This window comes from Achromobacter animicus (assembly GCF_902859585.1).
GTDB lineage: Bacteria > Pseudomonadota > Gammaproteobacteria > Burkholderiales > Burkholderiaceae_B > Achromobacter > Achromobacter animicus.
In genome coordinates this window covers 199,401-226,100 of record NZ_CADIJM010000007.1, presented here as the reverse complement: position 1 = coordinate 226,100, position 26,700 = coordinate 199,401, and the positions used below count along the sequence as shown (strand labels likewise).

General features: G+C 64.6%; 24 protein-coding genes and 1 tRNA gene. 17 read left to right on the top strand and 8 right to left on the bottom strand.

The window, feature by feature from the left end; all coding sequences use genetic code 11:
* Positions 1–528: 528 nt before the first annotated feature.
* The 6 genes from HV681_RS18310 (at position 529) to pdxK (ending at position 4,895) form a co-directional block, all read left to right on the top strand.
* A complete protein-coding gene (locus HV681_RS18310; RefSeq protein ID WP_175124394.1) occupies positions 529–1,491 on the top strand; it encodes a Bug family tripartite tricarboxylate transporter substrate binding protein in 963 nt (320 codons plus the stop codon).
* Positions 1,492–1,519: 28 nt separating this feature from the next.
* Entirely contained in the window at positions 1,520–2,164 is a 645-nt protein-coding gene (locus tag HV681_RS18305; RefSeq protein WP_056563896.1) for a glutathione S-transferase family protein, read from the top strand.
* Between the two features lie 10 nt (positions 2,165–2,174).
* Positions 2,175–2,957: an aldolase gene (locus HV681_RS18300; protein ID WP_175124393.1), complete on the top strand. Its 783-nt coding sequence runs from the start codon at positions 2,175–2,177 to the stop codon at positions 2,955–2,957.
* 78 nt (positions 2,958–3,035) lie between these two features.
* A complete protein-coding gene (locus tag HV681_RS18295) occupies positions 3,036–3,590 on the top strand; it encodes a helix-turn-helix domain-containing protein (RefSeq protein ID WP_056563890.1) in 555 nt (184 codons plus the stop codon).
* A gap of 44 nt (positions 3,591–3,634) precedes the next feature.
* Complete coding sequence (locus HV681_RS18290; protein WP_056563887.1) at positions 3,635–4,000, top strand: cupin domain-containing protein; 366 nt, start codon at positions 3,635–3,637, stop codon at positions 3,998–4,000.
* A gap of 31 nt (positions 4,001–4,031) precedes the next feature.
* The gene (pdxK, locus tag HV681_RS18285; RefSeq protein WP_056563884.1) at positions 4,032–4,895 is read left to right on the top strand and encodes a pyridoxine/pyridoxal/pyridoxamine kinase; all 864 of its coding nucleotides are present in this window, start codon (positions 4,032–4,034) and stop codon (positions 4,893–4,895) included.
* A 32-nt stretch (positions 4,896–4,927) separates the two neighbouring features.
* Here the strand turns inward: pdxK and cynS are convergent, their stop codons facing one another.
* The 8 genes from cynS to amaB form a co-directional block, all read right to left on the bottom strand.
* Entirely contained in the window at positions 4,928–5,371 is a 444-nt protein-coding gene (cynS, locus tag HV681_RS18280) for a cyanase (protein ID WP_056566815.1), read from the bottom strand.
* A 9-nt stretch (positions 5,372–5,380) separates the two neighbouring features.
* Positions 5,381–6,175, bottom strand: a complete 795-nt coding sequence (locus HV681_RS18275) for an ABC transporter ATP-binding protein (RefSeq protein ID WP_175124392.1) — start codon at positions 6,173–6,175, stop codon at positions 5,381–5,383.
* 5 nt (positions 6,176–6,180) lie between these two features.
* Positions 6,181–7,023 carry a nitrate ABC transporter permease gene (gene ntrB / locus HV681_RS18270; protein WP_175124391.1) on the bottom strand — a complete coding sequence of 281 codons (843 nt, stop codon included), beginning with the start codon at positions 7,021–7,023 and terminating at the stop codon, positions 6,181–6,183.
* Positions 7,023–8,384 carry a CmpA/NrtA family ABC transporter substrate-binding protein gene (locus HV681_RS18265; RefSeq protein WP_175124390.1) on the bottom strand — a complete coding sequence of 454 codons (1,362 nt, stop codon included), beginning with the start codon at positions 8,382–8,384 and terminating at the stop codon, positions 7,023–7,025. Before HV681_RS18265 ends, ntrB begins: the two co-directional genes overlap by 1 nt.
* A gap of 132 nt (positions 8,385–8,516) precedes the next feature.
* Positions 8,517–9,155: a response regulator gene (locus HV681_RS18260; protein ID WP_056563872.1), complete on the bottom strand. Its 639-nt coding sequence runs from the start codon at positions 9,153–9,155 to the stop codon at positions 8,517–8,519.
* Positions 9,156–9,168: 13 nt separating this feature from the next.
* The gene (locus HV681_RS18255; protein ID WP_175124389.1) at positions 9,169–10,311 is read right to left on the bottom strand and encodes a sensor histidine kinase; all 1,143 of its coding nucleotides are present in this window, start codon (positions 10,309–10,311) and stop codon (positions 9,169–9,171) included.
* Positions 10,312–11,144: 833 nt separating this feature from the next.
* Positions 11,145–12,431, bottom strand: a complete 1,287-nt coding sequence (locus HV681_RS18250; protein ID WP_175124388.1) for a phospholipase A — start codon at positions 12,429–12,431, stop codon at positions 11,145–11,147.
* 245 nt (positions 12,432–12,676) lie between these two features.
* Positions 12,677–14,179, bottom strand: coding sequence for an L-piperidine-6-carboxylate dehydrogenase (gene amaB, locus HV681_RS18245; protein WP_175124387.1), 1,503 nt, complete (start codon positions 14,177–14,179; stop codon positions 12,677–12,679).
* Positions 14,180–14,385: 206 nt separating this feature from the next.
* Here amaB and HV681_RS18240 point away from each other — a divergent pair, with 206 nt between their 5' ends.
* The 11 genes from HV681_RS18240 (at position 14,386) to HV681_RS18190 (ending at position 26,679) form a co-directional block, all read left to right on the top strand.
* On the top strand, positions 14,386–15,135 hold the full coding sequence (locus HV681_RS18240; protein WP_056563861.1) for an amino acid ABC transporter ATP-binding protein: 750 nt from the start codon (positions 14,386–14,388) through the stop codon (positions 15,133–15,135).
* 86 nt (positions 15,136–15,221) lie between these two features.
* Positions 15,222–16,013, top strand: a complete 792-nt coding sequence (locus HV681_RS18235; RefSeq protein ID WP_175124386.1) for an ABC transporter substrate-binding protein — start codon at positions 15,222–15,224, stop codon at positions 16,011–16,013.
* Positions 16,014–16,031: 18 nt separating this feature from the next.
* Complete coding sequence (locus tag HV681_RS18230) at positions 16,032–16,724, top strand: amino acid ABC transporter permease (RefSeq protein ID WP_175124385.1); 693 nt, start codon at positions 16,032–16,034, stop codon at positions 16,722–16,724.
* Positions 16,725–16,726: 2 nt separating this feature from the next.
* On the top strand, positions 16,727–17,416 hold the full coding sequence (locus HV681_RS18225; RefSeq protein WP_175124384.1) for an amino acid ABC transporter permease: 690 nt from the start codon (positions 16,727–16,729) through the stop codon (positions 17,414–17,416).
* A gap of 9 nt (positions 17,417–17,425) precedes the next feature.
* Positions 17,426–18,718, top strand: a complete 1,293-nt coding sequence (locus HV681_RS18220; protein ID WP_175124383.1) for an NAD(P)/FAD-dependent oxidoreductase — start codon at positions 17,426–17,428, stop codon at positions 18,716–18,718.
* Positions 18,719–18,803: 85 nt separating this feature from the next.
* Complete coding sequence (locus HV681_RS18215; RefSeq protein ID WP_175124382.1) at positions 18,804–19,388, top strand: helix-turn-helix domain-containing protein; 585 nt, start codon at positions 18,804–18,806, stop codon at positions 19,386–19,388.
* Between the two features lie 71 nt (positions 19,389–19,459).
* Positions 19,460–19,536, top strand: a tRNA-Arg gene (locus tag HV681_RS18210).
* 17 nt (positions 19,537–19,553) lie between these two features.
* The gene (locus HV681_RS18205) at positions 19,554–19,844 is read left to right on the top strand and encodes a hypothetical protein (protein ID WP_175124381.1); all 291 of its coding nucleotides are present in this window, start codon (positions 19,554–19,556) and stop codon (positions 19,842–19,844) included.
* A 190-nt stretch (positions 19,845–20,034) separates the two neighbouring features.
* Positions 20,035–22,614, top strand: a complete 2,580-nt coding sequence (locus HV681_RS18200; protein ID WP_175124380.1) for a type VI secretion system Vgr family protein — start codon at positions 20,035–20,037, stop codon at positions 22,612–22,614.
* An 85-nt stretch (positions 22,615–22,699) separates the two neighbouring features.
* Positions 22,700–25,033 carry a T6SS effector phospholipase Tle3 domain-containing protein gene (locus HV681_RS18195; protein ID WP_175124379.1) on the top strand — a complete coding sequence of 778 codons (2,334 nt, stop codon included), beginning with the start codon at positions 22,700–22,702 and terminating at the stop codon, positions 25,031–25,033.
* Between the two features lie 170 nt (positions 25,034–25,203).
* Positions 25,204–26,679, top strand: coding sequence for a type VI lipase adapter Tla3 domain-containing protein (locus HV681_RS18190; RefSeq protein ID WP_175124378.1), 1,476 nt, complete (start codon positions 25,204–25,206; stop codon positions 26,677–26,679).
* Positions 26,680–26,700 lie beyond the last annotated feature (21 nt).

The following is a 26,700-nucleotide window of genomic DNA, read 5'->3' as shown; positions in this document are numbered from 1 at the left end:
CCTTGAGTGAGCCCCGCTTCGAAAAATCGAAGTGAAGACCGCCCAAGGTGATGCGGACTAGGCTATTGCGCTGTGGCTGGCAGGACGAAAAGCGTTTCCACACAGCCTCGGCCGGAAGCGGCCACTGACCACAGGGCCCCCGGGCCGTCCATACAACGCACGGCTTTCTTCTTTTACAGCTCCCAACCTATAGCAGGAGTGCTCGAAACGCCCGTGTCTCTTCCCCAATGCCCGTACGGGCATGCCCTAAATCTGCCGGCTTGGATTGTCGCGCTAGTTCAATCGCGTTTATTGCAAAGTTCGCCTTTCTTCAGCCTGCAGGCCGTCCATCCGCGAAGAATAAGAGAAGATGGCCGCGAAATAGCCGGTGATGCCCATCAAAGCCGAAACGCGAACTTCAACAAAAAAGGGCGAACTCTATTCCTGCTGCTCAAGGATTTCCCTAATCAAATCCCTCTTGCGGAAAATCAATGCTCTATAGGACACTTTGTGTCATAGCGCCGCGACGGCGCACACAAGGGGAATGGCATGAAGGTCTTGAGCTTGGTAGCCGCGCTGGCGATAACCGCAGGTATGTCAGGAGGCGCGCAGGCCGCATTTCCTGACCGGCCGATCCGGCTGGTGGTGCCGTTTGGCGCTGGCGGCATCACGGATATCGTCGCCCGGCAGGTGGGCAAGGGAATGGGGGACGTGTTGGGGCAGGGGATCGTGATCGAGAACCGGCCCGGCGCGGGTGGCGTGATCGCGGCGCAGGTGGCGGCCGCGGCGCCGGCCGATGGCTACACGATCTTCATGGGGACGGTGGGCACGCAGGTCGTGAATCCGCTGATCTACGCCAAGCTCAGCTACGACGCGGACAAGTTTTCGCCGGTGGGCATGGTGTCCGGGTCGCCGTATCTACTGGCCGTGCGGGCGGGCGTGCCCGCCGCGTCGTTTGCTGAGTTCGTCAAATACGCCAAGGCCAATCCGGCCAAGCTGAATTTCGGTTCGGCAGGAAACGCCAGTTCGCCGCACCTTGGATTGGAATTGCTGAAGCTGACGGCTGGCGTCGATATCGTCCACGTGCCGTTCAAGAGCGGCAGCGAGGCGGTGAACGCGGCGATCGGCGAGCAGGTGGATGTGGTGATGGACGCCAGTCCGGTCATCATGCCCCATGTGGCGTCGGGCAAATTGCGCGCGTTGGCAGTGGCGTCCGACAAGCGGCTGCCGTCTGCTCCGGCCGTGCCCGCCAGCACCGAGGCGGGCGATGCGGGCCTGCAAATCAGTTCGTGGAACGCGTTCTTTGCGCCGGCGGGCACGCCGCCCGAGGTCATGGCCGCACTGAACGCGGCGTTGCAGAAAACACTCGCGTCGCCAGAGCTGAAGGAAAAGCTGGCGGCACAGGGTACGCAGCTTTATACGGGCACGCCCGACGAGTACCAGCGCTTCATCGGCGGCGAAAAGAGCAAGTGGGCCGAGATCGTGAAGCGCGCCAACATCAGAATGGATTAGCAACCGCGCACATGAAATGGAGCCACGCATGAATATTCGGGTAACGCACCCGCTGGCGGGCAAGCCGCTGGAGCTGGCGGATACGCTGCGATCGGGCAATGCCTGGAAGATCCGGCTGGCCTGCGGGCTGATGGGCCTGCCGGTCAAGCGGCAAACGTTCGACATCGTCCAGGGCGACCTGGAAACCGACGCCTTCGCGCGCATCAACCCATGGCGGCAGGTGCCCGCGCTGCTGACGCCAGAGGGACAATGGCTGGCGGAATCGCAGGCCATTCTCTGGTATCTGGGCATGGGCACGCCTTGGCTGCCGGAAGACCGGCTGGCGCAGGCGCAGGTGTCGAGCTGGCTGAGCTTCGAGCAGACCCAGCACATGCACGCCTTCGCGCAGCCGCGCCTGTTGATCCATCTACGCCAAACGGCGAAGGCGGACGACCCGGCGATGGTGGCGTGGCGCGCTGCCGGCATGAAGGCCGCCGCGCTGATGGACGCGCATTTGGCGGGCCGCGACTACTTGGTGGGTACCGCGCCGACCATCGCGGATATCGCGCTGTACCCTTACACGAGCATGGCGGGCGAGGGCGGTTACGACCTGTCCGGCTTTGCGCACATCACTGCCTGGCTGGCGCGCATGCGCAGTCTGCCGGGATTTACGCCGTTGATCGAAACGGCATGACGGAGACATGATGGCCGATACGATGCACCTGGGAAAGGATGAACTGATCGCGCGTGCGCAGGCTGAGATGCAGCGCCAGTTCGAGACCCCACAATGGACGCTGCGCGAGCGGCTGGCGTTGACCTGCCGCATTCTGTTCGACGGCGGGCATGATTCTGGCCTGGCGGGCCAGATCACCGCGCGCGCGCCCGAACCCAACCGATATTTCACGCAGCGCCTGGGCCTGGGCTTCGACGAGATCACGGCCAGCAATCTGCTGCTGGTCGACGAAGACCTCGTGGTGCAGGAAGGCGGCGGCATGCCCAATCCGGCGAACCGCTTCCATTCCTGGATCTACCGCGCGCGTCCCGACGTGAACTGCATCATCCACACGCATCCGCTGCATGTGGCGTCGTTGTCGATGCTGGAGGTCCCGCTTGAGGTCTCGCACATGGACAACTGTCCGCTTTACGGCGACGTGGCCTTTCTGAAGGACTGGCCCGGCGTGCCGGTGGGCAACGAGGAAGGCGTGATCATTTCCAAGGCGCTGGGCGACAAGCGCGCCATCCTGCTGTCGCACCACGGCATGCTGATCGCCGCCGGGACGGTGGAAGAGGCCTGCGTGCTGGCGCTGCAGTTCGAGCGCGCGGCGCGCATGCAGTTGCTGGCGATGGCCGCCGGCATGATCCAGCCGATTCCGCCCGAACTGGGACACGAGGCGCACGACTGGATCCTGACGCCGAAGCGGTCGCAGGTGGGCTTTTCGTACTACGCGCGCCGGGCGCTGCGGACGCACGCCAATGTGCTGAGCTGACGCGCATGGGGCGGGGGCGCTCGACGGAAGCGCCCGTTTCGGGCATTCTTACCGGTTGTATTTGCGCCTTTCCGCCCCATGATCGACCTGCCGCACCGCCTACGCACCTTGCGCCGCCAGCAAAGCTTGTCCCTGGAACAGCTTGCGCAGCGCACGGGACTGACCAAGAGCTATCTCTCCAAGCTGGAGCGGGGCCTGAGCGAGCCCTCCATCTCGACGGTGCTGCGCCTGGCCGAGGCCTATGGCGTGGGCGTGTCGCAACTGGTCGGCGCCGACGACGCCGCGCAGGACGAGGTGGTAAGCGTGGTGCGCGTGGCTGACCGCGAGGCCCTGCAGCGGCGCGGGCTGGGCAGCGAATATCATTACGAGTCGTTGGCCGGCCGCCGCAAGGTCAAGGCGATGGAGCCGTTCGTGGTGCATCCGCCGCGCGAGTTTCCGGACGCCGCCGCGGTCTTTCCGCACCCGGGCGAGGAATTCCTGCTGGTGCTCAAGGGCGCCATCGAGGTCCACGTGGGCGAACGCCAGTTCCGCCTGGAAACCGGCGACTCCGTTTATTTCGACTCCGAATTGCCGCACCGCATGCGCACCGTCAGCCGCGCCATGGCCGAAGTGCTGGTGGTGGCGGCGCACTGAGCGAGCGGCGTATCGAATTGCTTTTGGAAGACACAGGAACCCCGATGAAAAACGATCAATCGCGGCTCGTCCGCATCGACGCCGGCCCCATGAAAAACCCCGTGCCCGGCAAGCCGCGCCGTCCGCTGTCGGGCGATGCGGCCTTTCGCACCGTGACCGCCTTTGAAGGCAACGCGGGCAAGGCAGAGGCCGGCGTGTGGGAAAGCACGGCTGGCTCCTTCCAGTCCAACACCACGGGCTACATCGAATTTGGCTACATCGTCGAAGGCGCGGCGCGCCTCGTGGACCCGGACGGCACGGTGCATGAACTGACGGTGGGCGAGGCCTTCGTCATGCCCGAAGGCTATACGGGCCGCTGGGAAGTGGACCAGTTCGTCAAGAAGATCTATTTCATTACTCGGATGGCCTGAAGCCTTCGGCCCATACCCAGGAGCAATCCTCATGACCGCAACTACCGCTGCCCCCGCCCCAGGCGCAGCGCTGCCCGCCCGCACCGCGCAGGTGGATGTCGTCTCGATTCAATCCCAAGTTGTCTATGGCTATGTGGGCAACAATGCCGCGATGCCGGTGTTCCGCAAGGCGGGACTGCGCGCGATCGCGCTGCCGACCGTCATCCTGAGCAACACGCCGCACTATCCGACGCTGCATGGCGGGGCGGTGCCGCTGGACTGGTTCGAGGGCTTGCTGCAGGGATTGGACGAACGGCGCGTAAGCCAGGTGGCGCGCGCGGTGGTCTGCGGATATCTGGGGCAGCCGGGGCAGGCGAACCTGCTGGCGCAATGGCTGTCGGCCGTGCGGGCATCGCGTCCGGAACTGCGGGTGTTCATCGATCCCGTGATGGGCGACCGCAATGACGGGCTCTACGTGAACGAAGGGCTGGTCGCGCAGTACCGGGATCTGCTGGTGCCGTTGGCCGAGGGCATGACGCCCAATCATTTCGAACTGGAATTGCTGGTCGGGCGGCCGCTGTCGTCGGTGGATGAAGTCGTGGCCGCGGCGCGCGAGCTCATCGCGCGCGGGCCGCAATGGATCGTCGCGACCAGCGCCGCGCCGATGGCCGCCGCGCCCGGCACGCTGCAACTGGTGGCCGTGACGCGCGACGACGCCACCGTGGTGACGCACCCGGAGATCGCGATTCCGCCGTCGGTACACGGCACGGGCGACGTGTTCATGGCGGGCGTCGCGTCGCGGCTGCTGAACGGGAAGGACCTCATCGAGGCGGTGCGCGAAGCGGCGGCCCAGGTCACGGTGACGCTGGAGCGCACCCGTGAACTGGGCTGGGAAGAGCTGGCCGCCGAAGGCTAGCCAAGGGCGGGACGCGTCCCGCCTTACCCGCATCAGTACGTCTTGTACGGCAGGAACTTGCCGCTCATCACGATCTGCACGCGGTCGCCCTTGGGGTCGGCCTCGCGCGACAGGTCCATCTTGAAGTCGATGGCGCTCATGATGCCGTCGCCGAACTCTTCATTGATGAGCGCCTTGAAGGTGGTGCCGTAGACGTTGATCAGTTCATAGAAGCGGTAGATCAGCGGATCGGTCGGAACCGTGGACGGCAGCGAGCCCTTGTAGGGCACGACCTGAAGCTGCACGACGGCGTCCGCCGGCAAATCCAGCACGCGGGCAGCGGCCAGCGCCTGCTCCTCGGTCATGGTCATCTGGCCCAGCAGCGCGGCGGTGGTCCATTCCTTGCTCTGGCCGACGGCTTCGGCGATGGCGCCCCACGAGAGCTTTTTTTCCAGCTTGCGGGTGACGACGAGTTCGGTGACTTCAGCGCGGGACATCATGGTGATTCACTCCTTGTGGATGGCCTTGTCGACCAGGAAGTCGACGAGATGGTTGCGGATGTCGTAATAACGAGGTTCGTGATGCAGGCTTGCGCGCGTGCGGTCGCGCGGCAGGTCCACAGTGACGGATTCGGCGATGCGGGCGTACGGGCCCGCGCTCATGAGCAGGATGCGGTCGGACAGCAGGATGGCTTCGTCCACATCGTGCGTGATCATGAAGACGGTCTGGCGGGTTTCCTGGACGATTGCGCGCAGCTCATCCTGGATGGCGCCGCGCGTCAGCGCGTCAAGCGCGCCAAAGGGTTCGTCCAGCAGCAGCATCTTGGGCTGGATGGCAAAGGCGCGGGCGATGCCGACGCGCTGTTTCATGCCGCCGGACAGTTCGCAGGGCTTCTTGCCGGCCGCGTGGCCCAGCCCGACCATGTCCAGGTAGCGCTGGCTGTGCACGCGCACCTGTTCGCGGCTGTAGGCCGGCCAGCGCGAGCGCACGCCGAATTCCACGTTCTGCAGCGCCGTCAGCCACGGCAGCAGCGCGTGCGCCTGGAACACGACGCCACGCTCCAGCGACGGCCCCGCGATCTGGCGGCCGTCCATGATGACGATGCCTTCATTGCTGTCGTCGATGCCGGCCAGCACGTTCAGGATGGTGGTCTTGCCGCAGCCGGAGTGGCCGATGACGCAGACGAACTGGCCTTTGTCGATCTGGAAATCGATGTTCTCGAACACGGGCGGCTGCGGACGGCCATCGCGTCCGGCGTAACGCTTGCCCAGCCCTTGGACCTGCAGGAAAGATTGGCTCATGCGCGTTACTCCCGATAGCTCACCAGCCGGGCGGCGCGCGCCAGCAGGTTGTCCAGCAGCATGCCGATCAGGCCGATGAAGAAGATCGCGCAAATGATGTTGGAGATGGACAGGTTGTTCCACTCGTTCCAGACGAAGTAGCCGATGCCCGTGCCGCCGATCAGCATTTCAGCAGCGACGATCACCAGCCATGCGATGCCGACCGAGATGCGCATGCCGGTCATGATGGTGGGCGCGGCGGCGGGCAGGATGACCTGCAGCGCCGTGCGCAGCCGCGACACTTCCAGCGTGCGCGCCACGTTCAGCCAGTCCTGCCGCACGGCGCCAACGCCAAACGCCGTGTTCACCAGCATGGGCCATAGCGAGCAGATGAAGATCACGAAGACGGCGGAGGTGTTGGCGTCCTTGATCGTGTAGAGCGCCAGCGGCATCCACGCCAGCGGCGAGATCGGCTTGAGCACCTGGATGAAGGGGTCGAACGCACGGTACACCGTCCGGGACATGCCGATCAGGAATCCCAGTGGGATCGCGACCAGCGCGGCCAGACCGAAGCCAGTCAGCACCCGCGCGACGGAGTAACCCAGCTGGATGCCGATCCCCTTGTCGTTCGGCCCTCGGTCGTAGAAGGGATCCTTCAGGTGCTGCCACAACTGCGCGCCGACCTCGGCAGGACCGGGAAACGGCGTCTTGGACCCGCTGGCCGCGGCATTGCCGACCAGCGCGGCGTAGGCCGGATCCACCGTCGCCTCGCCCGCATCGGGGCGGGTGGCGGCGTGCCACAGCAGCAGAAACGCCAGGAACAGGGCGACGGACAGGAACGTGGCCCGCCAGTGTTGCACGGACCCCATCAGGTCCTCCGGATCTTGAAGCTGGCGAGGTAGGCCTCGGGCTGGCTGGGATCGAAGGGCTTGCCCATGACGCTGAAGGTCTTGCCGGTTTCCGCGGGCGGGGTCAGCCCGGCTTCGCGCATCAGGCGCACGGCATCGGTGGCCAGGAAGACGTCGCTGGCGATCTTCTGATAATCGACGTCACCCTTGACCTGGCCCCAGCGCTTCATCTGCGTCAGGATCCACACGGCGAACGACTGCCACGGCATGGGATCGAAGTCGATGCGGTTGGGATCGGTGATCACCTTGCCCAGGCCGTCTGCGTAGGTGCCGGTCAGCACCTGTTCGACCACCGTGACGGGCTGGTTCAGGTAGTTGGGGGCGGCGATGGCGGTGGCGATTTCCTTGCGGTTGGCGGGATTGCGGGCGTAGGCGGTGGCCTCGATGATGGCTTTCAGCAGGGCCTGATAGGTGTTGGGCATGGTGGTGACGAACTCCTTGCTGGCGGAGAACGCGCAGCAAGGGTGGCCGTCCCAGATGGCCTTGGACAGGGTGTGGATGAAGCCGACGCCGTCGTACACGGCGCGCTGGTTGACGGGATCGGGCGCCAGGAAGCCGTCGATGTTGTCGGCGCGCAGGTTGGCCACCATTTCGGGCGGCGGCACGGAACGGATCTGCACGTCGGTGTCGGGATCCAGGCCGTGTTCAGCCAGGTAGTAGCGCAACAGGTAGTTGTGCATGGAGTAGTCGAAGGGGACGGCGAACTTGAAGCCTTTCCAGTCCTTCGGGTCGCGCCGGTCCTTGTGCTTCATGGACAGCGTGATGGCCTGGCCGTTGATGTTTTCGACGGCGGGCATGGTCCACGGCACAGCGCGGCTTGCGCCGACACCCATCGAGATGGCAAGCGGCATGGGCGACAGCATGTGCGCGGCGTCGTACTCACCGGACATGGCTTTGTCGCGGATGAGCGCCCAGCCGGCGGTCTTGACGACTTCGACGTCCAGGCCCTGCTTGCCGTAGAAGCCCATGGGGTGCGCCATGATGATGGGCGTGGCGCAGGTGATGGGGATGAAGCCGACCTTGAGTTTCTGCTTCTCCAGCGGGCCGGCGGTCTGCGCGAAAGCTTCCTTGGCGGCGGCCAGCGGAAAGATCGACGCAATGGCTGCCATGGCGGTGCCGCTGCCGACGGCGCGCAGGAAGCGCCGGCGCAGCGCATCCTGGGGGAACAGGGCGCGCATGACGGCCTGCTCGACGGCACTGGCGGCGGTGTCGCCAGTCAGACCGGCTTGCGCGGCGCGTTCGTGTTCGGCCTGCGAGGCGTGGCGGCCGCAGCCGCAGGCAAGGCGGCTGTTGGCGTCGAACGGATTGCTGAAGAGGGACATGGTGGCTCCTTCGATCGGGAATGGAGCCATCATGGGGCTGCGTGGCGGCAGCCGGTATCGCCGGTTCAACGATACGCGTGTAGGGGACTTACTACGTGGTGCGCGCGATGCGCCGCGGTAGTGCGTGCGCGCTCAGATCGCACCCAACTGGTGCGTGTTGGCGTAGGAGACCAGTTCCACCAGCGTGCGGACGTTGAGCTTTTCGAAGATGCGGCTGCGGTAGGTGGAGATGGTGTTGACGGACAGCGCCAGCTGTTCACCGATGGCCGAGACGGAGCGGCCGGCAACGAGCAGTTGCAGGACCTGGAATTCGCGGTTGGACAGAAGTTCGTGCGGTGGGCGGGAGCTGTCCTGGCGCACGGTGTGGGCGAGCAGTTCGGCGACGGTGGGCGTGACGTACATCTTGCCGGCGGCGGCGTTGGTCAGCGCGGCCAGCAGTTCTTCGGGTTCGCAACCTTTGTTGAGGTAGGCGTGCGCGCCGGCGCGCAGGGCGCGGACCGCAAACTGGGATTCGGGGTAGACGGACAGCATGACGACGCCGAGTCCGGGGTGGTCGGCGCGCACGCTTTTCAACACGTCCAGGCCGTCGCGTTCGCCGAGGGCGACGTCCAGGACGATGGCGTCGTAATGCGCCTGGCGCAGGGCGCGCAGAGCGGCGGGGCCGTCGGCGGCTTCATGCACGAGGGCGACGCGCGGGTCTTCTTCAAGAATGCGAGCGAGGCCTCGGCGGATGATGAGGTGGTCGTCGACGATGAGCAGGTTCAGGGGCATGGCAGGGTTTCCTTCATGCGGCCAGCGGGTTCAGGCGCAGGCGGGCGCGCATGCCGGCGCCGGGGGCGCTGTCCAGCGCAAGGTCGCCGCCGATGGCGCGGGCGCGCTCGCGCATGCCCAGGATGCCGAAGGTGTGGCGGTCTTCGGGCAACTGCATGCCGACGCCGTCGTCTTCGACGGTGAGGACGAGGCCGTCGGCGCCCCAGGCGGCGCTGACGCTGACGCTGCGTGCGCGGGCGTGCCGCTGCACGTTGGTAAGCAGTTCCTGGACGATGCGGTAGATGGCGATTTCAGCGTTGCGGTCGAGGCGCAGGCTTTCGGTGTCGGGGGGGCAGAGGTAACGGCATTGGAGGCCGCTGCGGGTTTGCAGGTCTTGCAGCAGGGCTTCGAGGGCGGCCCAGAGGCCAAGATGGTCAAGGACGACGGGGCGCAGGTCGTTGAGGATGCGGCGGGTGGCGCCCATGGCGGTCTGGGTGACTTCGAGCATGCGGTCGAGGTGCGTCTGCAGGGCGGGGGTGGCGCTTAGCTGGCGGCGCAGCCAGTTCAAATCCAGTTGCAGGGCGGTGAAGGAGGCGCCGAGGTCGTCGTGGATGTTGCGGGCGATGTGGGCGCGTTCTTCTTCGCGCAGGGTGCTCAGGTGGGAAGACAGGCGGCGCAGGGATTCGTGGGCGGCGCTGAGTTCAGCGGTGCGTTCGCCGACGCGGCGTTCTAGCAGGGCCTGGGTGTTTTGAAGCTCACGTTCGATGCCTTTGCGGGCGGTGATGTCGGAGAAGGTGACGACGGCGCCTACGACGTCGTGGTCGTTGCGGATGGGGTACGAGGCGTATTGAGCGTCGAAGCACGTGCCATCGCGGCGCCAGAGCACTTCGTCGTCGGCGCGTTCGCCTCGGCCGTCGCGGAAGGCTTTGAAGATGCGGCAGTCGTGGACCGGCATGAGGGTGCGGTCGGCGTGGGAGTGGTGGATGAGGTAGTGCATGTTGCGGCCGACGAGCTCATCGGGGGTGTAGCCGAGCATGTCGGCGCCGGCGCTGTTGATGAAGATGCATCTGCCGCGCAGGTCGATGCCGTAGATGCCTTCGCCGGCGGATTCCAGCAGCATTTCAAGCTGACGGCGCCAGGCGGCGTGGTGCGAGAGGTGCTTCAGGTCGGCGAACATGAATGGCCTGGTGCTTGTTGAATCTGCCGGGGAGTTGCCCCGGATCCCCTTGGTGCGCGGATTATTGGCTGCGCTTTTGCGCGGAGTTTACGGGACTGGTTGGGAGTTGCGGGGGGAGTGAGGGAAATCCCTTCGTCGGTATCGGCCGGGTGTGGTGCGGCTTCGGTGCGGGTTCTTGAGAAGGCAGGTGGGGCGCGGGTCGAGTTTTTGAGACGGTCTGTGTGGGATCGGTGCGGGTTCTTAAGACGCCCGGCGCGGCGGTGGCCTGGGTGCGCGGGGCTACGATTGCGGTCCGGAGCCTTCGCTCCGGACTGCCCCGTCGTCATCGTCGTTGTCGTCTTCGGCGACTGCCTTCCGATTCCCTCGGGCGCATCTACACGCCCCGCGCACCCAGGCCACCGCCGCACCGGGCTGCGTCGTATGAGGTCGTGCGGTCGGCGGGGAGGGCGGCTTGCTTGGCCTTCTTTTGAAGGTTTGTTGATGGCCGGAAGATCTTGCGGGGCTGCCAGATGTCGGCCGCGCGGGCGGCCTTATCTGGCGATCGGTTGTCTTGCGTCGGCGGCTCAAATCGAGGTGTCTGACACCCGCTGCGCCGCTGGCCCAGGCTCAAATCGAGGTGTCTGACACCCGTGGCGTATGGGTTGTTCGCTGGAATGTTCGAGAATCGAGGTGTCTGACACCCGCTGAGCCGGTCTCACAGACTGACGATCCTGCTACCTGGGTGTCTGACACCGGCCCGCCGACGGATGCGACACATTGAAGTGCGAGCAAAGAAAATCGCCGGCCTGTCAGGCCGGCGATTTCATTTGACGCTTGCTTGCCGCATTGTGCGTTTACGGAATCAGCGACAAGCCCACGCGGAACTGGCTTTCGTTGCGCTGGTTGTAGCCCAGCAGCGTCTCGCCGTAGCCGTTGAAATACTGCAGATGCAGGTACCCGTTCCAGTTCAGGAACGTACGGCGCAGCGGCCACGCGAAATCCAGCTGTGTCGTGCGACGCTTCTGATCTCCCTGGCGGTACATCGCCGAGACGACCGCGCCGTTGTCCTGGGCCCAGCGCAGTTGCCAGTCGACGTGGCCGGCGTAGTCGGCGTAGTCGCTGTTTTCCTTGGCGACGGCGAAGTAGGCCTTGACCTTGGGGGCGAAGGTGAGGGTGCTGCCACTGTCGAAGCGGTAGTGGAAGCGCGGTTCGATGTACCCGTCGTTGAGCGAGCGGGAGTCTTCTCCGTCTTTGCCGTTGGAGGCGTGTTCGACGCCGGTGTTCATGCCGAAGCGCCAGTTCTGGTTTTCGGATTTCCAGATGTCGTCGGTCATCCAGAAAACGCTGGGATTGAACGTGGTGTCGATGAAGGGCTTGGAGTCGCTTTCCAGATCCCACAGCGAGGTCTGGGTGTAGCCCAGGTAGAAGTCGTCGTGCCAGGTGTCTTCGCCGCCGCGCGGGCTGATCAGGCGGTATTTGGCGCTGATCTGGAAGCGGGCGGTGGTGAGGCCGCGGGTGCCGACGGCGAAGTAGACGGGCTTGTAGGCGGAGAAGGCGCTTCGGAATTTGTCGAAGGCGGCCTGCTCGACGGTGGGTTCGATGGTGGCGGCGGGGGCGGGGCCGGCTTCGGGGGAGGCGCCTGCGGCGGCGACGGCTGCGGCTGGGACAGGTTGGCCGCTGCGTGGGTCGACGACGGGCGTCTGGGCGGGCGTGGTGGCCAGGGTGCCGCTGTCGCGGCCGGTGGCGTCGAGCGCCATCATGGACGGTTGGCCTTCGATGGAGACGGCTTGCAGGCCGCGTGCGGTGGCGGGCACTTCGGCGGACCAGGACATGCGCGCGAAGTTGTTGACGGGCACGCTGTAGTTGTCACGGCCGCTTTTCAGTTTGGCGAGGCTGCGGACGATCTGGCCGTCGGGGCTGCGCCACTGCAGGACGAGTTCGGGCGGGGCCTGCCAGTCGACGCGCGAGCCGCCTTCGTTGAAGAAGACGGCTTCGATGGTGACGGTTTCGCCGGGCGCCGCGGAGGGGCGGTCCAGCCGGTATGACACGCCTGCCGCGGCAGAGCCGGCCGCGCTCAGGGCCAGGATGGCGGCAAGGAGGCGGGGGGTGGGAGAGCGGTGAAAGGGACGGCGGGAGGTCATTGAGGATGTATCTGATTTTTGTGATCAGGCAATGTAGCACCGACTCTGGCAACAGTTTGTAAATCAGACTAATCGTATGTGTGGGCTGTAAAAAATGCGAAAAGCCCCGCGCGTTGTCGACAATGCGCGGGGCTTTTCGAGCCGGTTGTGGTGCGGGAATCGAGGTCGAGCAGGCCGGGCCTTGCGGCTCGATGCGATGCCACGCGCGGGCTTGCTGCAAGCGCCGCGCGTGGCCGGCATCGGGGTTATTCCCCGAACTTGATGCCCTGCGCCAGCGGCAGATTGCGCGAGTAGTTGATGGTGTTGGTCGCGCGGCGCATGTAGTTGCGCCAGGCGTCCGAACCGGACTCGCGGCCGCCGCCGGTTTCCTTTTCGCCGCCAAACGCGCCGCCGATTTCGGCGCCGGAGGTGCCAATGTTGACGTTGGCGATGCCGCAGTCGGAGCCGGCGGCGGACAGGAAGGTTTCGGCTTCGCGCAGGTCGTTGGTGAAGATGGCGGACGACAGGCCTTGCGGCACGCCGTTCTGCATGGCGAGGGCGTCGCCGAAGTCCTTGTAGCGCATGACGTAGAGGATGGGCGCGAAGGTTTCGTGGCAGACGACGTCGGTCTGGCCGGGCATTTCGGCGATGGCGGGGCGCACGTACCAGGCGTCGGGGTATTGGTCGGCCAGGGCGCGTTCGCCGCCGGTGACCTTGCCGCCCTGCTCGCGGGCGGCGGTCAGCGCGGACTGCATGGCGTCGAAGGAGGCGCGGTCGATCAGGGGGCCGACGAGGTTGCCGCTGTCGAGCGGGTTGCCGATGGGGGCGCTGGCGTAGGCCTTGTGCAGGCGCTGGACCAGTTCGTCGGCGACGCTTTCGTGGACGATCAGGCGGCGGGTGGTGGTGCAACGCTGGCCGGCGGTGCCGATGGCGCCGAAGACGATGCCGCGGGCGGCCATGTCCAGGTCGGCGGTGGGGCCGACGATGATGGCGTTGTTGCCGCCCAGTTCAAGAAGGACACGGCCGAAGCGTTGCGCGACGCGCGGACCGACCTGGCGGCCCATGCGGGTGGAGCCGGTGGCGGACACCAGTGCGACGGTGTGCGAGTCGACCAGGGCTTCGCCGACCTCGCGGCCGCCGATAAGGACTTCGGACAGGCCGGCGGGCGCGTCGCCAAAGCGTTGGACGGCCTGCGCGAAGAGCGCCTGGCAGGCCAGGGCGGTGAGCGGGGTCTTTTCCGAAGGCTTCCAGACGACGGCGTTGCCGCAGACCAGCGCCAGCGCGGAGTTCCAAGCCCACACAGCGACGGGGAAGTTGAAGGCGCTGATGATGCCGACGACGCCCAGCGGATGCCACGTTTCCATCATGCGGTGGCCGGGACGTTCGGAGGCGATGGTCAGGCCGTAGAGCTGGCGCGACAGGCCGACGGCGAAGTCGCAGATGTCGATCATTTCCTGCACTTCGCCTTCGCCTTCGGCGACGATCTTGCCGGCTTCCAGGCTGACGAGGCGGCCGAGTTCCTGCTTGTGCTGGCGCAGGGTTTCGCCGAACAGGCGGATCAGTTCGCCGCGGCGGGGGGCGGGGACGTCACGCCAAGCCAGGCTGGCTTGCCGCGCGCGGGTGATGGCGGCGTGGGCCTGGGCCACCGTGTGCTCATGCACCTGCGCCAGTTCGGCGCCATCGATCGGGCTGCGGGCGATCAGGGTGCCGCCGGTGAGCGCACTGGAGGTGAGTCCGAGATTGCGCAGGATGTCTTGAGGAGTGTCCATGCCGGTTCCTTCGAGGCCTTGCGAAGTCAGCGCCTTCGCTTAAGGGTTATGCCTAAGTGGCGATTCTGGAAAAAAATTTACTATACGAAACTATGACGTGAAATGCGAAATATTTTTGAGGCGCCCTTTGCTGGCCTCCTTGAAACGCCAGTGCGTGCGGCAGATCCTCAGTCAGCCCCGTGCGCACTGCACCTGAAGGTGAATTCGTGGCGGAACCGTTGCTCGTTGTTCAGGCAGTCAAGAAGACCTATCAGCGCGACGGGCATCCCCCGCATCTGGCGCTGGACGGCATCGATTGCCAGCTCGAACGCGGCGAGGTGATGGTCGTGGTCGGTCCGTCGGGCTCGGGGAAGAGCACCTTGCTGCGCACCCTGAACGGGCTGGAAAGCATCGACAGCGGCACGATCCGCGTCAATGGCGTGTCGCTGACGGATCCGGCCACCGACGTCAACCGCTGGCGCACCGACGTCGGCATGGTGTTCCAGCACTTCAACCTGTTCCAGCACCGTACTGCGCTCGACAACGTGGCGCTACCCCAGCGGGTGGTGCGCGGGCGCAGCCGCGCCGATGCCGAACGCTACGCCCGCGACCTCCTGGGCCGCGTCGGCATGGCGGAATTCGGCGATCGCTACCCCAGTCAGTTGTCCGGCGGCCAGCAGCAGCGCGTGGCGATCGCGCGCGCGCTGGCGATGGACCCGCAGCTGATGCTGTTCGACGAGGCCACGTCGGCGCTCGATCCTGAAACGGTGGGCGGCATTCTTGAATTGATGCGCGCCCTGGCGCGCGACGGCATGACGATGGCGGTGGTGACGCACGAAATGGGCTTCGCCCGCGACGTGGGCGACCGCGCGCTCTTCATGGACGCGGGCCGCATCGTGGAGATGGGTACGCCCGACGAAGTGTTCGGCCACCCCAAAGAGGCGCGCACCCGCGCCTTCCTGGAAAAGATTCTGTAGTCCCGCCGGTCCGGCTTATCCGGGCGCTGCCGGCGCGATGTGCCTTGCCCGGAACGATATGGGTCCAATCACCAAAGGGGTTAGCAATGTTGAAAATCAAACAATGGCTGGGCGTGGCCAGCGTCGCCCTGGCGGCCGCCACCGTGGCCCTGCCGGCACAGGCGGACGAACTTTCCGACATCATCAAGCGCGGTGAATTGCGCGTGGCGGTGCAGACCTCCGGGCCGCTGATGAGCTTCATGGACAAGACGGGCAAGCGCACGGGGCTGGCCGTGGAAGTCGCCAAGCGCATGGCCGACGACCTGGGCGTGAAGCTGGTGCTGCAGGATTATGAATGGAAGGGCCTTTTGCCCGCGCTGCTGTCGGGTAAGGCCGACATGGTGGCCGCCGACATGACGCCCACGCCGCAGCGCGCCGCGCAGGTGCTGTTCTCGCTGCCCATGTTCTACGCCGACACCGTCGCCGTGGTGCCCAAGGATTCGCCGTACAAGAACTACGCCGAGCTGAACAAGTCGGGCGTTACCGTCGGCGCGCTGGGCGCCAGCACCTACGCCGAAGTCGGCAAGAAGATGCTGCCCACGGCCACGCTCAAGGAGTTCTCGGGCGGCAGCGCGCCGGTTGGCCAGGCGCTGTCCAGCGGCCGGCTGGATGCCGGCATCATGTCGCTGTCCACAGCCAACCAGTTTCTCGTCGACTTCGGCAACCTGCGCGTGCTTGAGGGCGTGATGGTGCGCGAACCCCTGGCGTTTGCCGTCGGCCCCAACGCGTTCCGCCTGAAGTTCTGGCTGGACAACTGGCAGACGCTGAAGACCGCTGACAACTCGCTGCCGGAACTGGTCCAGTACTGGTATTCCACCGATTGGAAGAAAGACCACTGATCGGAGACGGGACCGCCCATGGACTGGCTGATCGATTTCTATAACTGGCGCATCGTCAGCCAGTACACGGGCCAATTTGCCGAAGGCCTGGCCAATACCCTGATCGCGGCGGGCGCCAGCCTGGTGCTGTCGGTGCTGGCCGGGGTTCCGCTCGCGCTTGCCCATATGTCGTCCCGCGGCGCGGTGTGGCGTCCGGTGGCGGCGTATGTGCAATTCGTGCGCTCCACGCCGCTGCTCGTGCAGATCTACCTGGTCTATTACGCGGTGCCTTATCTTGTGCCGGGCGCCAAGGGCTGGAGCGAGATGGTGCTGGGCATCCTCGCCATGACCCTGCACCACGCGGCCTACATGAGCGAAATCATCCGCGTCGGCATCGAGTCCGTGCCGCGCGGCCAGATCGAAGGCGCCAAGGCCTGCGGCATGAACTACCACCAGCGTCTGCGCTACGTGGTGCTGCCGCAGGCATTCGCCAATACGCTGCCGCCGCTGCTGGGCCAGACCGCCGTACTCATCAAGGACACGTCGCTGCTGTCGCTGATCACGGTCTTTGAACTGGTTGCCGCGGGCGTGCAGATGAACAGCGAACGCATCGTGCCCAACGAAGCCTTCCTGACCATCGCGGCGGGCTATCTGCTGATCTACTGCGTCATGCTGCTGCTGTCCAAGGGCGTCAGCCTGTGGCTGGCCGGCCCGGCCTGGAACGCGAGGTAATCATGCTGGACTCCTATCTTTCCACCGCCGGCGTCGTGCTGCCTTTTCTGCTCAAGGGCTTCTGGGAGACGCTGAAGATCTCGTTTGTAGCCATCATTGCCGGCTCGCTGCTGGGTTTCGTGATCGGCGTGATCCGCAGCTACCGCATCCGCGGCGTGCATCAGATCCTGGGGGTGTACATCCACATCCTGCGTGGCACGCCGTTTCTGGTGCAGCTCTACATCGTCTACTTCGTGCTGCCCAGTTCGGGTATCGAGCTGCTGCACTGGGATTCCGGCACGGCGGCCTTCGTGGCGCTGTCGGTGTACACGTCCTGCTACGTGGCGGAAATTGTCATGGGCGCCATCCAGGCCGTGCCGCGCGGCCAGACCGAAGGCGCAATGACGTTGGGCCTGCGCCCTTTGCAGATTCTGTGGCTGGTGATCCTGCCGCAGGCCATGCGCCTGATCGTGCAGCCCATGAGCGGCGTGTACGTCATGCTGATCAAAAGCACCGCCATCCTGTCCGTGGTCGGTATCACCGAACTCACGCGCCAGGGGGAAGTCTTCATCATCACCTTCCCGGCCAAATCGCTGTTCATCTACGGCATGATCGCCGCCATCTACTTCATCTACTGCTACCCGCTCCTGCGCCTGGCCAACTGGCTGGAAAAGCGCCTGACCGGGGGCCTGCAAGGCGCGGGCCTGCACTGAGCCGACACCATGGTCTCCGAGTACATCGACACCTACTACAAGCGCACGATCGCCGACGGCGACACCTACTATCCGCCGCTGGCGGGCGCGGCCAGCGCCGACGTCTGCGTGATCGGCGCGGGGCTGGCGGGCCTGTCCACGGCGCTCGAACTGGCCCGGCGCGGCCGCAACGTGACCCTGCTGGAAGCGCGGCGGATCGCCTGGGGCGCCTCGGGCCGCAACGGCGGCTCGGTGTCGCCAGCGTTTTCCGCGGGCGCCGACGCCATCCGCAAGCACGTCGACGAAGACCACTACCGCCAGCTTTACCGCCTGTCGATGGAAGGCGTCGAGATCATCCGCGACAACATCCGCGACCTGCGCATCGCCGACGCCCACAAGGTCGACGGGCGGCTGCGCGTCGTACGCTACGAGGCCACCGACGCGCTGCGCCAGTGGTGCGACAGCCAGCAGCGCGACTTCGGGCGCGACGTGCGGTTGCTCTCGCGCAGCCAGGTTCGCGAACGGCTGGTGTCCGACGTCTACCACCAGGGCATCGAAGACCCCTCGTCCTTTCACTTCCATCCGCTGAACTACGCGCGCGCGCTGGCCCGCGAGTGCGTGCGGCTAGGCGTGCGCATCCACGAAGATTCGCCGGTCGTGCAGGCCACGCTGGATGGCGCGGTCAAGCATTTGAAGACCGAGCAAGGCCAGATCGACGCCGCCACCGTCGTGCTGGCCACCGGCGGCTACACCGGCGACGTCGTGCCGGCCCTGCGCCGCGCAATGCTGCCCATCGCCACCTACATCATGCTGACCGAACCGCTGGGTGACCGCGTGCGCGAAGCCATCCGCAGCAATGCGGCCATCGGCGACGACCGGCGCGCCGGCAACTATTACCGCGTCCTGGATGGCGGCCGCATCGGCTGGGGCAGTAGAATCACCACCCGTGTCGACGACCCGCCCGATCTGGCCGAGTCCCTGCGCCGCGAATTGCTCAGCGTCTACCCCCAATTGCAAGGGGTGCGCGTGGAGGCAGCGTGGTCGGGACGCATGGCCTACGCGCGGCACCTGATGCCGCAGATCGGCCTGCTGGGTCGGAATGTCTGGTATTGCACCGCGTTCGGCGGACACGGCATGAACACCACGTCCGTGGGCGGACGCGTCGTGGCCGAGGGCATTACCGGCGACACGCAGCGCTACAAGCTCTTCGAACCGTTCGGGTTGGCCTGGAACGGCGGAAGCCTGGGCACGGCGGCGGTTCAACTGACTTATTGGTCTTACCAGGCGCGCGATTGGTGGCGTGAGCGTCAATCGCGGGGCTGACTATTGCGGGCTTGAGGATTCGGGCCTGAGGGTTCGGGTCTGAGTATTGCGGGCCTGACTACTGCGGGCATGACAGGGTATACAGATGCAAGGCAACAAACAGAGCGCATTGGCACAACGGCTGCGAGCCTTGCGCCAGGCGCGCGCGTGGACTCTGAAGCAGGCGGCCGAGGCCACCGGCGTGTCCGCGTCCACCCTGTCAAAGATAGAGAACAGCCTGCTGTCCCCCACCTATGACAACCTGATCAAGATCGCCGCGGGCCTGGACCTGGACGTGGCCGAACTCTTCACCGCCTCCGACGCCCACATGGGCACCGGCCGCCGCAGCCTGAGCCGCCAGGGCGAAGGCCGGCAGTACGAAACGCCGTATTACGATCATCGGTTGCTATGCACTGCGCTATCGCACAAGCGCATGATGCCGTTTCATACCCGCGTCAAGGCGCGCGCCTTTGACGAGTTCCAGGACTGGAGCCGGCACGGGGGGGAGGAGTTTGTGTATGTGCTGGAGGGAGAGGTTCAGCTTTATACGGAGTTCTATGAACCGGCCCGGCTGAAGGCGGGGGAGAGCTTCTATATAGATAGCCGGATGGGGCACCGGGTGATCAGCCTCAGTCCGGAGGACGCGATTGTGTTGTGGGTGTCCACGCATACGGATATAGGCGAGGAGTAGGGGGCGAGCCGCTTTTTCCGCAACAGGGTAAAATGCGCGGCCCGGACGGGTTCCGGGCGTCACCACATCGCGCGGCAGTAGCTCAGCTGGATAGAGCACGGGCCTTCTAAGCCTGAGGTCGGGGGTTCGAGCCCCTCCTGCCGCGCCAGCCCTAAAGCTTGCCATATGAACCTTGACCGACTGCGCCGGGAATTTCCCCGCTACGACATCTCCACCCTGCCGACTCTGCCCGAAGGCTACGTTGACGCGTCTGAACGCATCGATGCAGCGCCGTCCTTCGTGAACGAGGAGCGCGGCTTGAAGGTGTATGTCGACTACGCCAACTACGCCGACCGCGAATCCGGCAGAAGCCAGCGCTACTGCGTCTCGCGTTGGGACGAGGAAGAAGGCGACTACGAGGATGTGGCGTTGTCGACGAATGATTGGGCGGAAGTCGTGCGGTTTTTGACTGCCTGAGTTGTCTTCCTGGGGACTTCCTATCCACCAGCGTGAATCCGCGTGCGGGCCGGCCAATCACAATAGGACGGTTTCTCCGCATCAATAAGACGGACTCCAATTTACGACCTATACGGGCAGCTTCTAAAAAGGGAACTGCCGCGCGTCGCCAAGTGCGACCTGCGCGGCATGTCCCCACAGGAAGCTCGCCATGCCCACCCAATCCCATCTTCGCTTTACCTTCGAAATCATTGGCGGTGAGACCCGCAACGACTTCGAGGTGGTCGAGTTTGAATTGCGGGAAGGCCTCAGCGAGACCTTCCGTCTTGTCGTCGAGCTGACCAGCGCCAATCACGAAATCGACTTTGGCAGCGTGCTCGACCGTCCCGGTCGCCTCACGTTCTGGCACGGCGATACGCCCGTGCGCTACGTGCACGGCGCAGTTTCCTCCTTCGTTCAGCGCGACACCGGATTTCGCCGGACGCGCTATTCCGCCATCGTCGAGCCGCGGCTGGCGCGACTGAAGCTCAGTTCCGACGGGCGCATCTTCCAGTCCCTCAGCGTCCCGCAGATCGCCGAGGCGGTGCTCAAGGCCCACGGCCTCACCCTGGACTACGAGCAGCGCAATACCACGGAGCATCAGACCCGCGAATACTGCGTGCAAGCCGGCGACACGGACTACCACTTCGTCGAGCGCATCATGCGCGAAGAGGGATTCTTCTATTCCTTCCGCCACAGCGCCGAGGGGCATCAGTTAATCCACAGCGATCGCCTCTTCATTCACGGCCGAGTGGGCGACGAGCCCGTGCAGTACAACCCGACGCCCGGCGGCGATCAGGCGCAACCGGCGCTGCGCCGCTTTGCCTACACGGAAAACGTGCGCACCGCGCGACAGACGCAGCGCGATTACACATTCCACAATCCCCGCTACACCCACCAGCACAGCCGCGATGGACGGGAGCTGGACCACCAAGGCCGCCGCTACGAGCGCTACGACTATCCGGCGCGCGCCAAGTTTGACGAGGCCGGCAAGCCTTTTGCCGAGAACCGCCTGCGCGGGCATCGGCACGATGCGCGTATTGCCTTGGTCGAAGGCGATGACCCGCGATTGCAGCCGGGTATCTCCTTCACGCTGGCCGGGCACCCCCGGGACGACATGAACCGCGGCTGGCGTCCGGTCCGCATTGTTCACCGTGGCACCCAGCACACCAGCCAGGGTGAGGATAGTGCCGACGCGCAACGTGGCACTCACTACCACTACAAGGCCGAGCTGGTGCCCGACGACGCCGAGTGGCGCGCCGAACCCCTGCCCAGGCCCCGCATCGACGGACCCCAGAACGCGGTGGTCGTCGGCCCGCCCAACGAAGAGATCTATACAGACGAGTTCGCGCGGGTAAAGGTCCATTTCCCGTGGGACCGCCTGGACAATCAGGACGAACGCAGCTCCTGCTGGATCCGCGTGTCGCAGAACATCGCCGGCGCCACCTGGGGCCACATGGCCATTCCGCGCGTCGGTCAGGAGGTCATCGTCCAGTTCCTGGATGGGGATCCGGATCAGCCGATCATCACGGGAAGGGCCTACAACCGCTTGCAATTGCCCCCGTATGAACTGCCGAAGTTCAAGGAACTTGCGACAGTCAAGAGCAAGGAACACAAAGGTAACCGCGCCAGTGAGCTGCGGCTGGACGACACCACTTCTCAAATCAGCGCCGCGCTGATGAACGATCATGGCGCCAGCCATCTGCACCTGGGCTACCTGACGCATCCGCGGCCCCGCGGCGGAAAGCCGCGCGGTGAGGGCTTCGAGCTGCGTACCGACTTGCAAGGAGCCCTGCGCGCCGCACGGGGCCTCTTGCTGACCACTGATGAACAACCGGACGCCCAAGGATGCCACCTTGCGCGCGCCCGGTTGGTCCAGTGCCTGGAAAGTGCGCTGGAGTTGGCGAGAACCCTGGGCGAGTACGCCGGACAGCATCAAAATCTGCGGCACGATGCCGGTCCCCAGGCAACCTTGTCCAGCGCCGTTCGCGACTTGGGGCACGGGGCGAACGACGAGAGCGGCGGAAACGGCGGGCAGCCGCTAATCGGCCTCAGCAGCCCGGCAGGCATTGCGGCCGCCACGCCGCGTTCCATCACGCTCGCGGCTGGCCAGCATCTGGACACCGTAGCTGAGCAGAACCAGCATGTCACGGCAGGCCAGTCCATCGTCATGAACGCCGGGCAAGGCATCAGCCAATTCACGCACAGCGGCGACCTGCGCCACATCGCGCATCAAGGACAGGTAAGCGTTCAGGCTCAACAAGCGTCGATCCACCTTCAGGCAGACAAGAGCGTCGTGGTCAGTGCCAGTAACGAACATGTTCTGGTGACCGCAGACAAGCACATCACGCTGTTGTGCCAGGGCGCCTACATCCGGATGCAGGGGGGCGACATCGAGTATGGATGCCCTGGCGCCATGACCTTCAAAGCTGGTAGCTACAACTGGATGGGTGCTGCAAGCGAGGCTGGTTCGTTGCCTCAGTTCGATGTCGGATCTACCCAGAGACGCTTCGTGTTGACGTTGCCCGATGGCGAACGACCGGCCGCCGGGTATCCGTACAGGATCACTCTTAGCAATGGGGATGTGATTGATGGCGTTACGGATGCGGAAGGTGGTACCGACCGTGTGGAGATGGGGGCAATGCACATCGCCTCGTTTGCGCTGCTTCCTCGGAACGGTTCAGGGGCGTTGTCTTCACTGTCTTCGGAAGCAGCAATGCAGGCGGCGGCCGATAAAGCAACGCAGGGTTGACGAATTTGCCGGGCCAGCGGAAAGCGCCTCAAGTGGATTGAGGCGTCCAGCGCGCTGCCGAAGACAAGAAGAGGGAGTTCAAGGGATGCACTCACCCCCGATTACCGGAAAGACCCAAGCCATTGTTGCGCCCAACGCGACAGATGCTTACGTGCAAAAGCAGCAGCCGAAGCCTTGCATCGTGATTCTGATCCACGGCGTCAACGATCTGGCTGGTGTTTACGATGACCTGGAAACAGGCATCTGCACCGGCTTGAACGAACGTCTGGACCATCTGTTTACGAAGCGCGGCGAGCGCAGTCCTGCTGCGCTCAATCCGGCCAGGTACACATCGCCTAAAGACGATGACGGTAAAGCGCCGGACCCGGATGTGGCGTACTACCGCCGCCTGGCGGCGGAAGGTAAGCATGGCGGTCATTCGCGCAGCGTGGTGATTCCCTTTTATTGGGGCTTTCGTGAAGAGGAAGGCCGGATCCAGAAGCGGACCCCGCATGGCGAATGGCTGGACCGTTTCGGCAATCGGCTGGACAAGGCTGGGACCAAGGAAGGCGGTCCTTTTGCCAATGCGACCACGACCTTGCCCGACATGTTCGGTCAGGGATTCTCCGGCAAGGTGGTGGGGTTGCCTGCCAATTTGATGTTTGGATCTCCTGACCACCCGCTGTTTCCGGCGCCGTCTCGGCGCTACATGGTGTTGGCGGCGCAGCGGCTGGCCATGTTGGTCAGGATCATCCGCGCCTATCGGCATCCCGATGGTCGCTCGGGCGAAGACGACACCATCAATGTGGTCGGGCATAGCCAGGGTAACCTCATCACGCTGCTGGCCAATGCCATGCTCCACGATGAGGGCTTGCGACCCATCGACGGTTTTGTGCTGATGAGCCCGCCCTACAGTCTGGCGGAAACGCGCTTCGAACGTAGCGAGCTGGGCGACGCGCAGCAGACGACCCCTGCGCGCATCACGACGTTATGCAACCTTGTCAGCTTCATTGGAAAGAACGCCCATCAGACGCCTTCATTGGCCGACATGGCCGATGCGGGTAAGGATAGTTGCATCGGCGGTGTGCGCTGGACGGGACAGCACTGTGAAACCTCGATTGATGGCAACACGGTCGAGTTTTCGGAGCGCGACAATCGCGGCGCTGTCTTTCTGTACTTCTCGCCACAGGACCAAACGGTAGGGATGGCAAACGTTCAGGGCATTGGTTGGCAAGGGGTTGCTGAAGCCGTAAGTTATGAGGTCTTCGATCCGGCCGCCTTCACGACCCGGCCTCACAACCCCGCCTATCAGACGAGTGCAGACCAAGGTGGATACCGGCGTATCACCGTTCCTGCCTTGCCGGCGCTCGGAGGTCGCTTCTTCCAGCGCATCTTTACGATGCGCGAGCGGGATGGCAAGGGTGAAAATGTGGGTGAGCCGCCGTCTTATGCCTACGAGCTGGTGGGGCAGGGGGAACGAACCTGGGAAGGCACCCAGCTCGGCGCCGGGAGGACGATGGTCGCGAATGCCGACTTCTCTCCTGGGCAAACCGTTACCATTCAGGCGCCCGCTCTGCCTGTTCCGTTCCTGCCTGATTTCATCGCTGGCGGCACGACGCTGGATAGCACAGATTCCCGGGGCATTAAACCCGTGTGGACGGGGACCGACCCCATCGATGCGTCGATCTCCATCACGAACGGCGGCATTGACGTCCACACCTCGCGGGTGATGACGCTCTCGACGGACAGCCTGCGCGGTCCGGCGTTGCGGCGGGCGTTGGAGGAAAAGGCGACTGACCTGAATGACCTGAGCCGCAACCCCTACCTGGACCCGGAAAACAGCGCGTGGGCCGCCGATTGGCATCGCGTTGCGCACGTCAAGCCGTTGGGACAGGGGCGTTACGACGCTGTGTTCGAGGAGACGCCCAACCAGGCGCGCAGACGGATGATGGATGCGCCGGCAGGCAGCAACGAAGCCATCTCGTTTCACTCGGCGATTCCGATGAGCGCCATGCACAGCCGGCGCGCCGTGGCGTACGACCTGGCCATTGGGCAGGCCTGCAGCATTGACGATGAAGTGTTCTATGCCTATTTGTGCAGGGTGGCGGATTGGCGGCTTAGCTGGAAAATGATCTACGGGGACGGCCGAGATGAGACCGAGTCGGATCCGAGTAAGGCTGGCCAGCCCGATAGCGCGCTCCGCTTTTTGTACAAAGCCGAGAACGAAATTAATAGGCGCCTGATCAATGCGACCGATCTATATCGAAGCAATCGTGAGCCGACGCGAGACCGTGCAGGTTTTGCGGGGTCTCGCGGCGGAGGAGTTTTACCGGTATCCACCGTAAGCGCGTCCATCCCCACTTTGGTCCAGAGCGAAACCGTTAGGGAGCGCGAGCGCGGCGATCACGTCGTACCCGGCAAGATCGGGGCGCACCGATGATGCGACTTTCAATTTACGCGGGCCTGGTCGTTCTTTTATCTGTGACCGGCGGTTCCGCTTTTGCAGCCGACGTTCCAGCACATCCACTGGTCGCCATCACTTGTCCACTACCGCCCATCGACAGGACTGGGCACCCTGTTCCTGCTGACACGCTACCGTCGGATGTTCACATGTATTTCAACGCTCCGCGCACGTCTCCTCGCCTCGAAACACTGGATATCGTCCGCGTGGGAGTCAGCATTGATGTCTTCCGCCAAGGCCAGGTCTGGGCGCATCTGCAAAAGCAAAACGCGAGCCAGCCCCGCGCATTGCAACTTGGCTCGGCACTGCCAATGGATCCTCGGGACTATCCCATTAGTGCCACGCGCAAAGACATGGCTTGGCGACAGCGAATTTCCAACGCGACCGAGCTCGCGTTGAGAAGCTTCCCGGAGCGCTGGCGAATTCCCGCCATAACGGTAGTTCGAGGCTATAACCCCAATGCGGAACGTCTGCGGCTATTTCCCGAGGAAGCAGCGGAAATGTTGAACGATATGGCCAGCCTGGAACTCGGAGACGCAGGGCTGCATTGGCACCGTATCGGACAGTTGAAAAATGGCGTCATCTGCAACGACACACCAGAAGCCGTGATCGAGGCAGTCTTTGGCGTCTTCGAGCAAAACCCTGACATGCCAGCGCTATTGCTGTATGTCGTCGAGGGCTACAACATGGCTCGCATCTTGATGAGTCACGGCGAGAAGCCCATTGGCCTCGGCACGGGCCCCCGCCAACCAGGCGAGCTGACTGATAGCGTGGTGGCGCTGGTCGTCGCCCGCCCCGAACGCATCGGCTGGCTGCGCGAGTTCGCCAAGTACACGAAGTCCAAGTCCGACTCCATTGACCCGGCGTTTACCGGTTGGGAGCGTACGCCGCCACATGCCTTCAAGCCCAGCCCGTTTTTCCCCACCCCGATCACCCAACGCGGCTTCGAGCAGTGGGATCGCCTGAAGGTGCTGGCGCGGTTGCATCGGCCGGTGACGGTTTCCTTGCATCAGGACGGAAAGAGCTCGATCCCGCTCAAGGGCGCTTCACGCGATAGGGCGCTTGCCGAAGGCTGGGATCAGGCGGTTTCGGCGCTGGGCGGGGCACCTGCGCGGGCATTCTTCGACACGGGAAAACCGTCTGGCGCCATCGCCGAACTAGCCCCGGCGTTGCATGCGGCTCAGCATCCGGTGGATCTGCTCGACTCGGCTCAAAGTTATGACCTGACCCAGCGGCTGGGCGACACGGGCGCTGCGTCGCCGTTTGTCGGGTTGGCCCTGGCCACGATGGCAAGCTACCTCAACGCGGATAGCAGCGTGGTGGTCCCGTTGCGCCGCACGGACCGTGCAACCTTCATCGGCATCAGCCCGCCATCGCCAGGAAAGCAGCCTGTTGACGACCCGTTTGACGTGGCGTTGCGGCCTCAGCACGCGCCGATGTCTGAAGCGCCTTCTCCGGAGTTCAAGGCCTGGCACGGTCAACAGGTCATTGATTATCAGCGGGCGCAGGAGCGAAGCGCGCCGCGCTATCGAGACCCCGCCGTGGTCGCCCGGGAGCAGCGCATGCTCGATGACTTTATTGCGGGGCTTCCCGGCGGCGGCCCATTGGGTCCGAAGACCAACTAGGTCCAGTAGAAGGAGGCATAG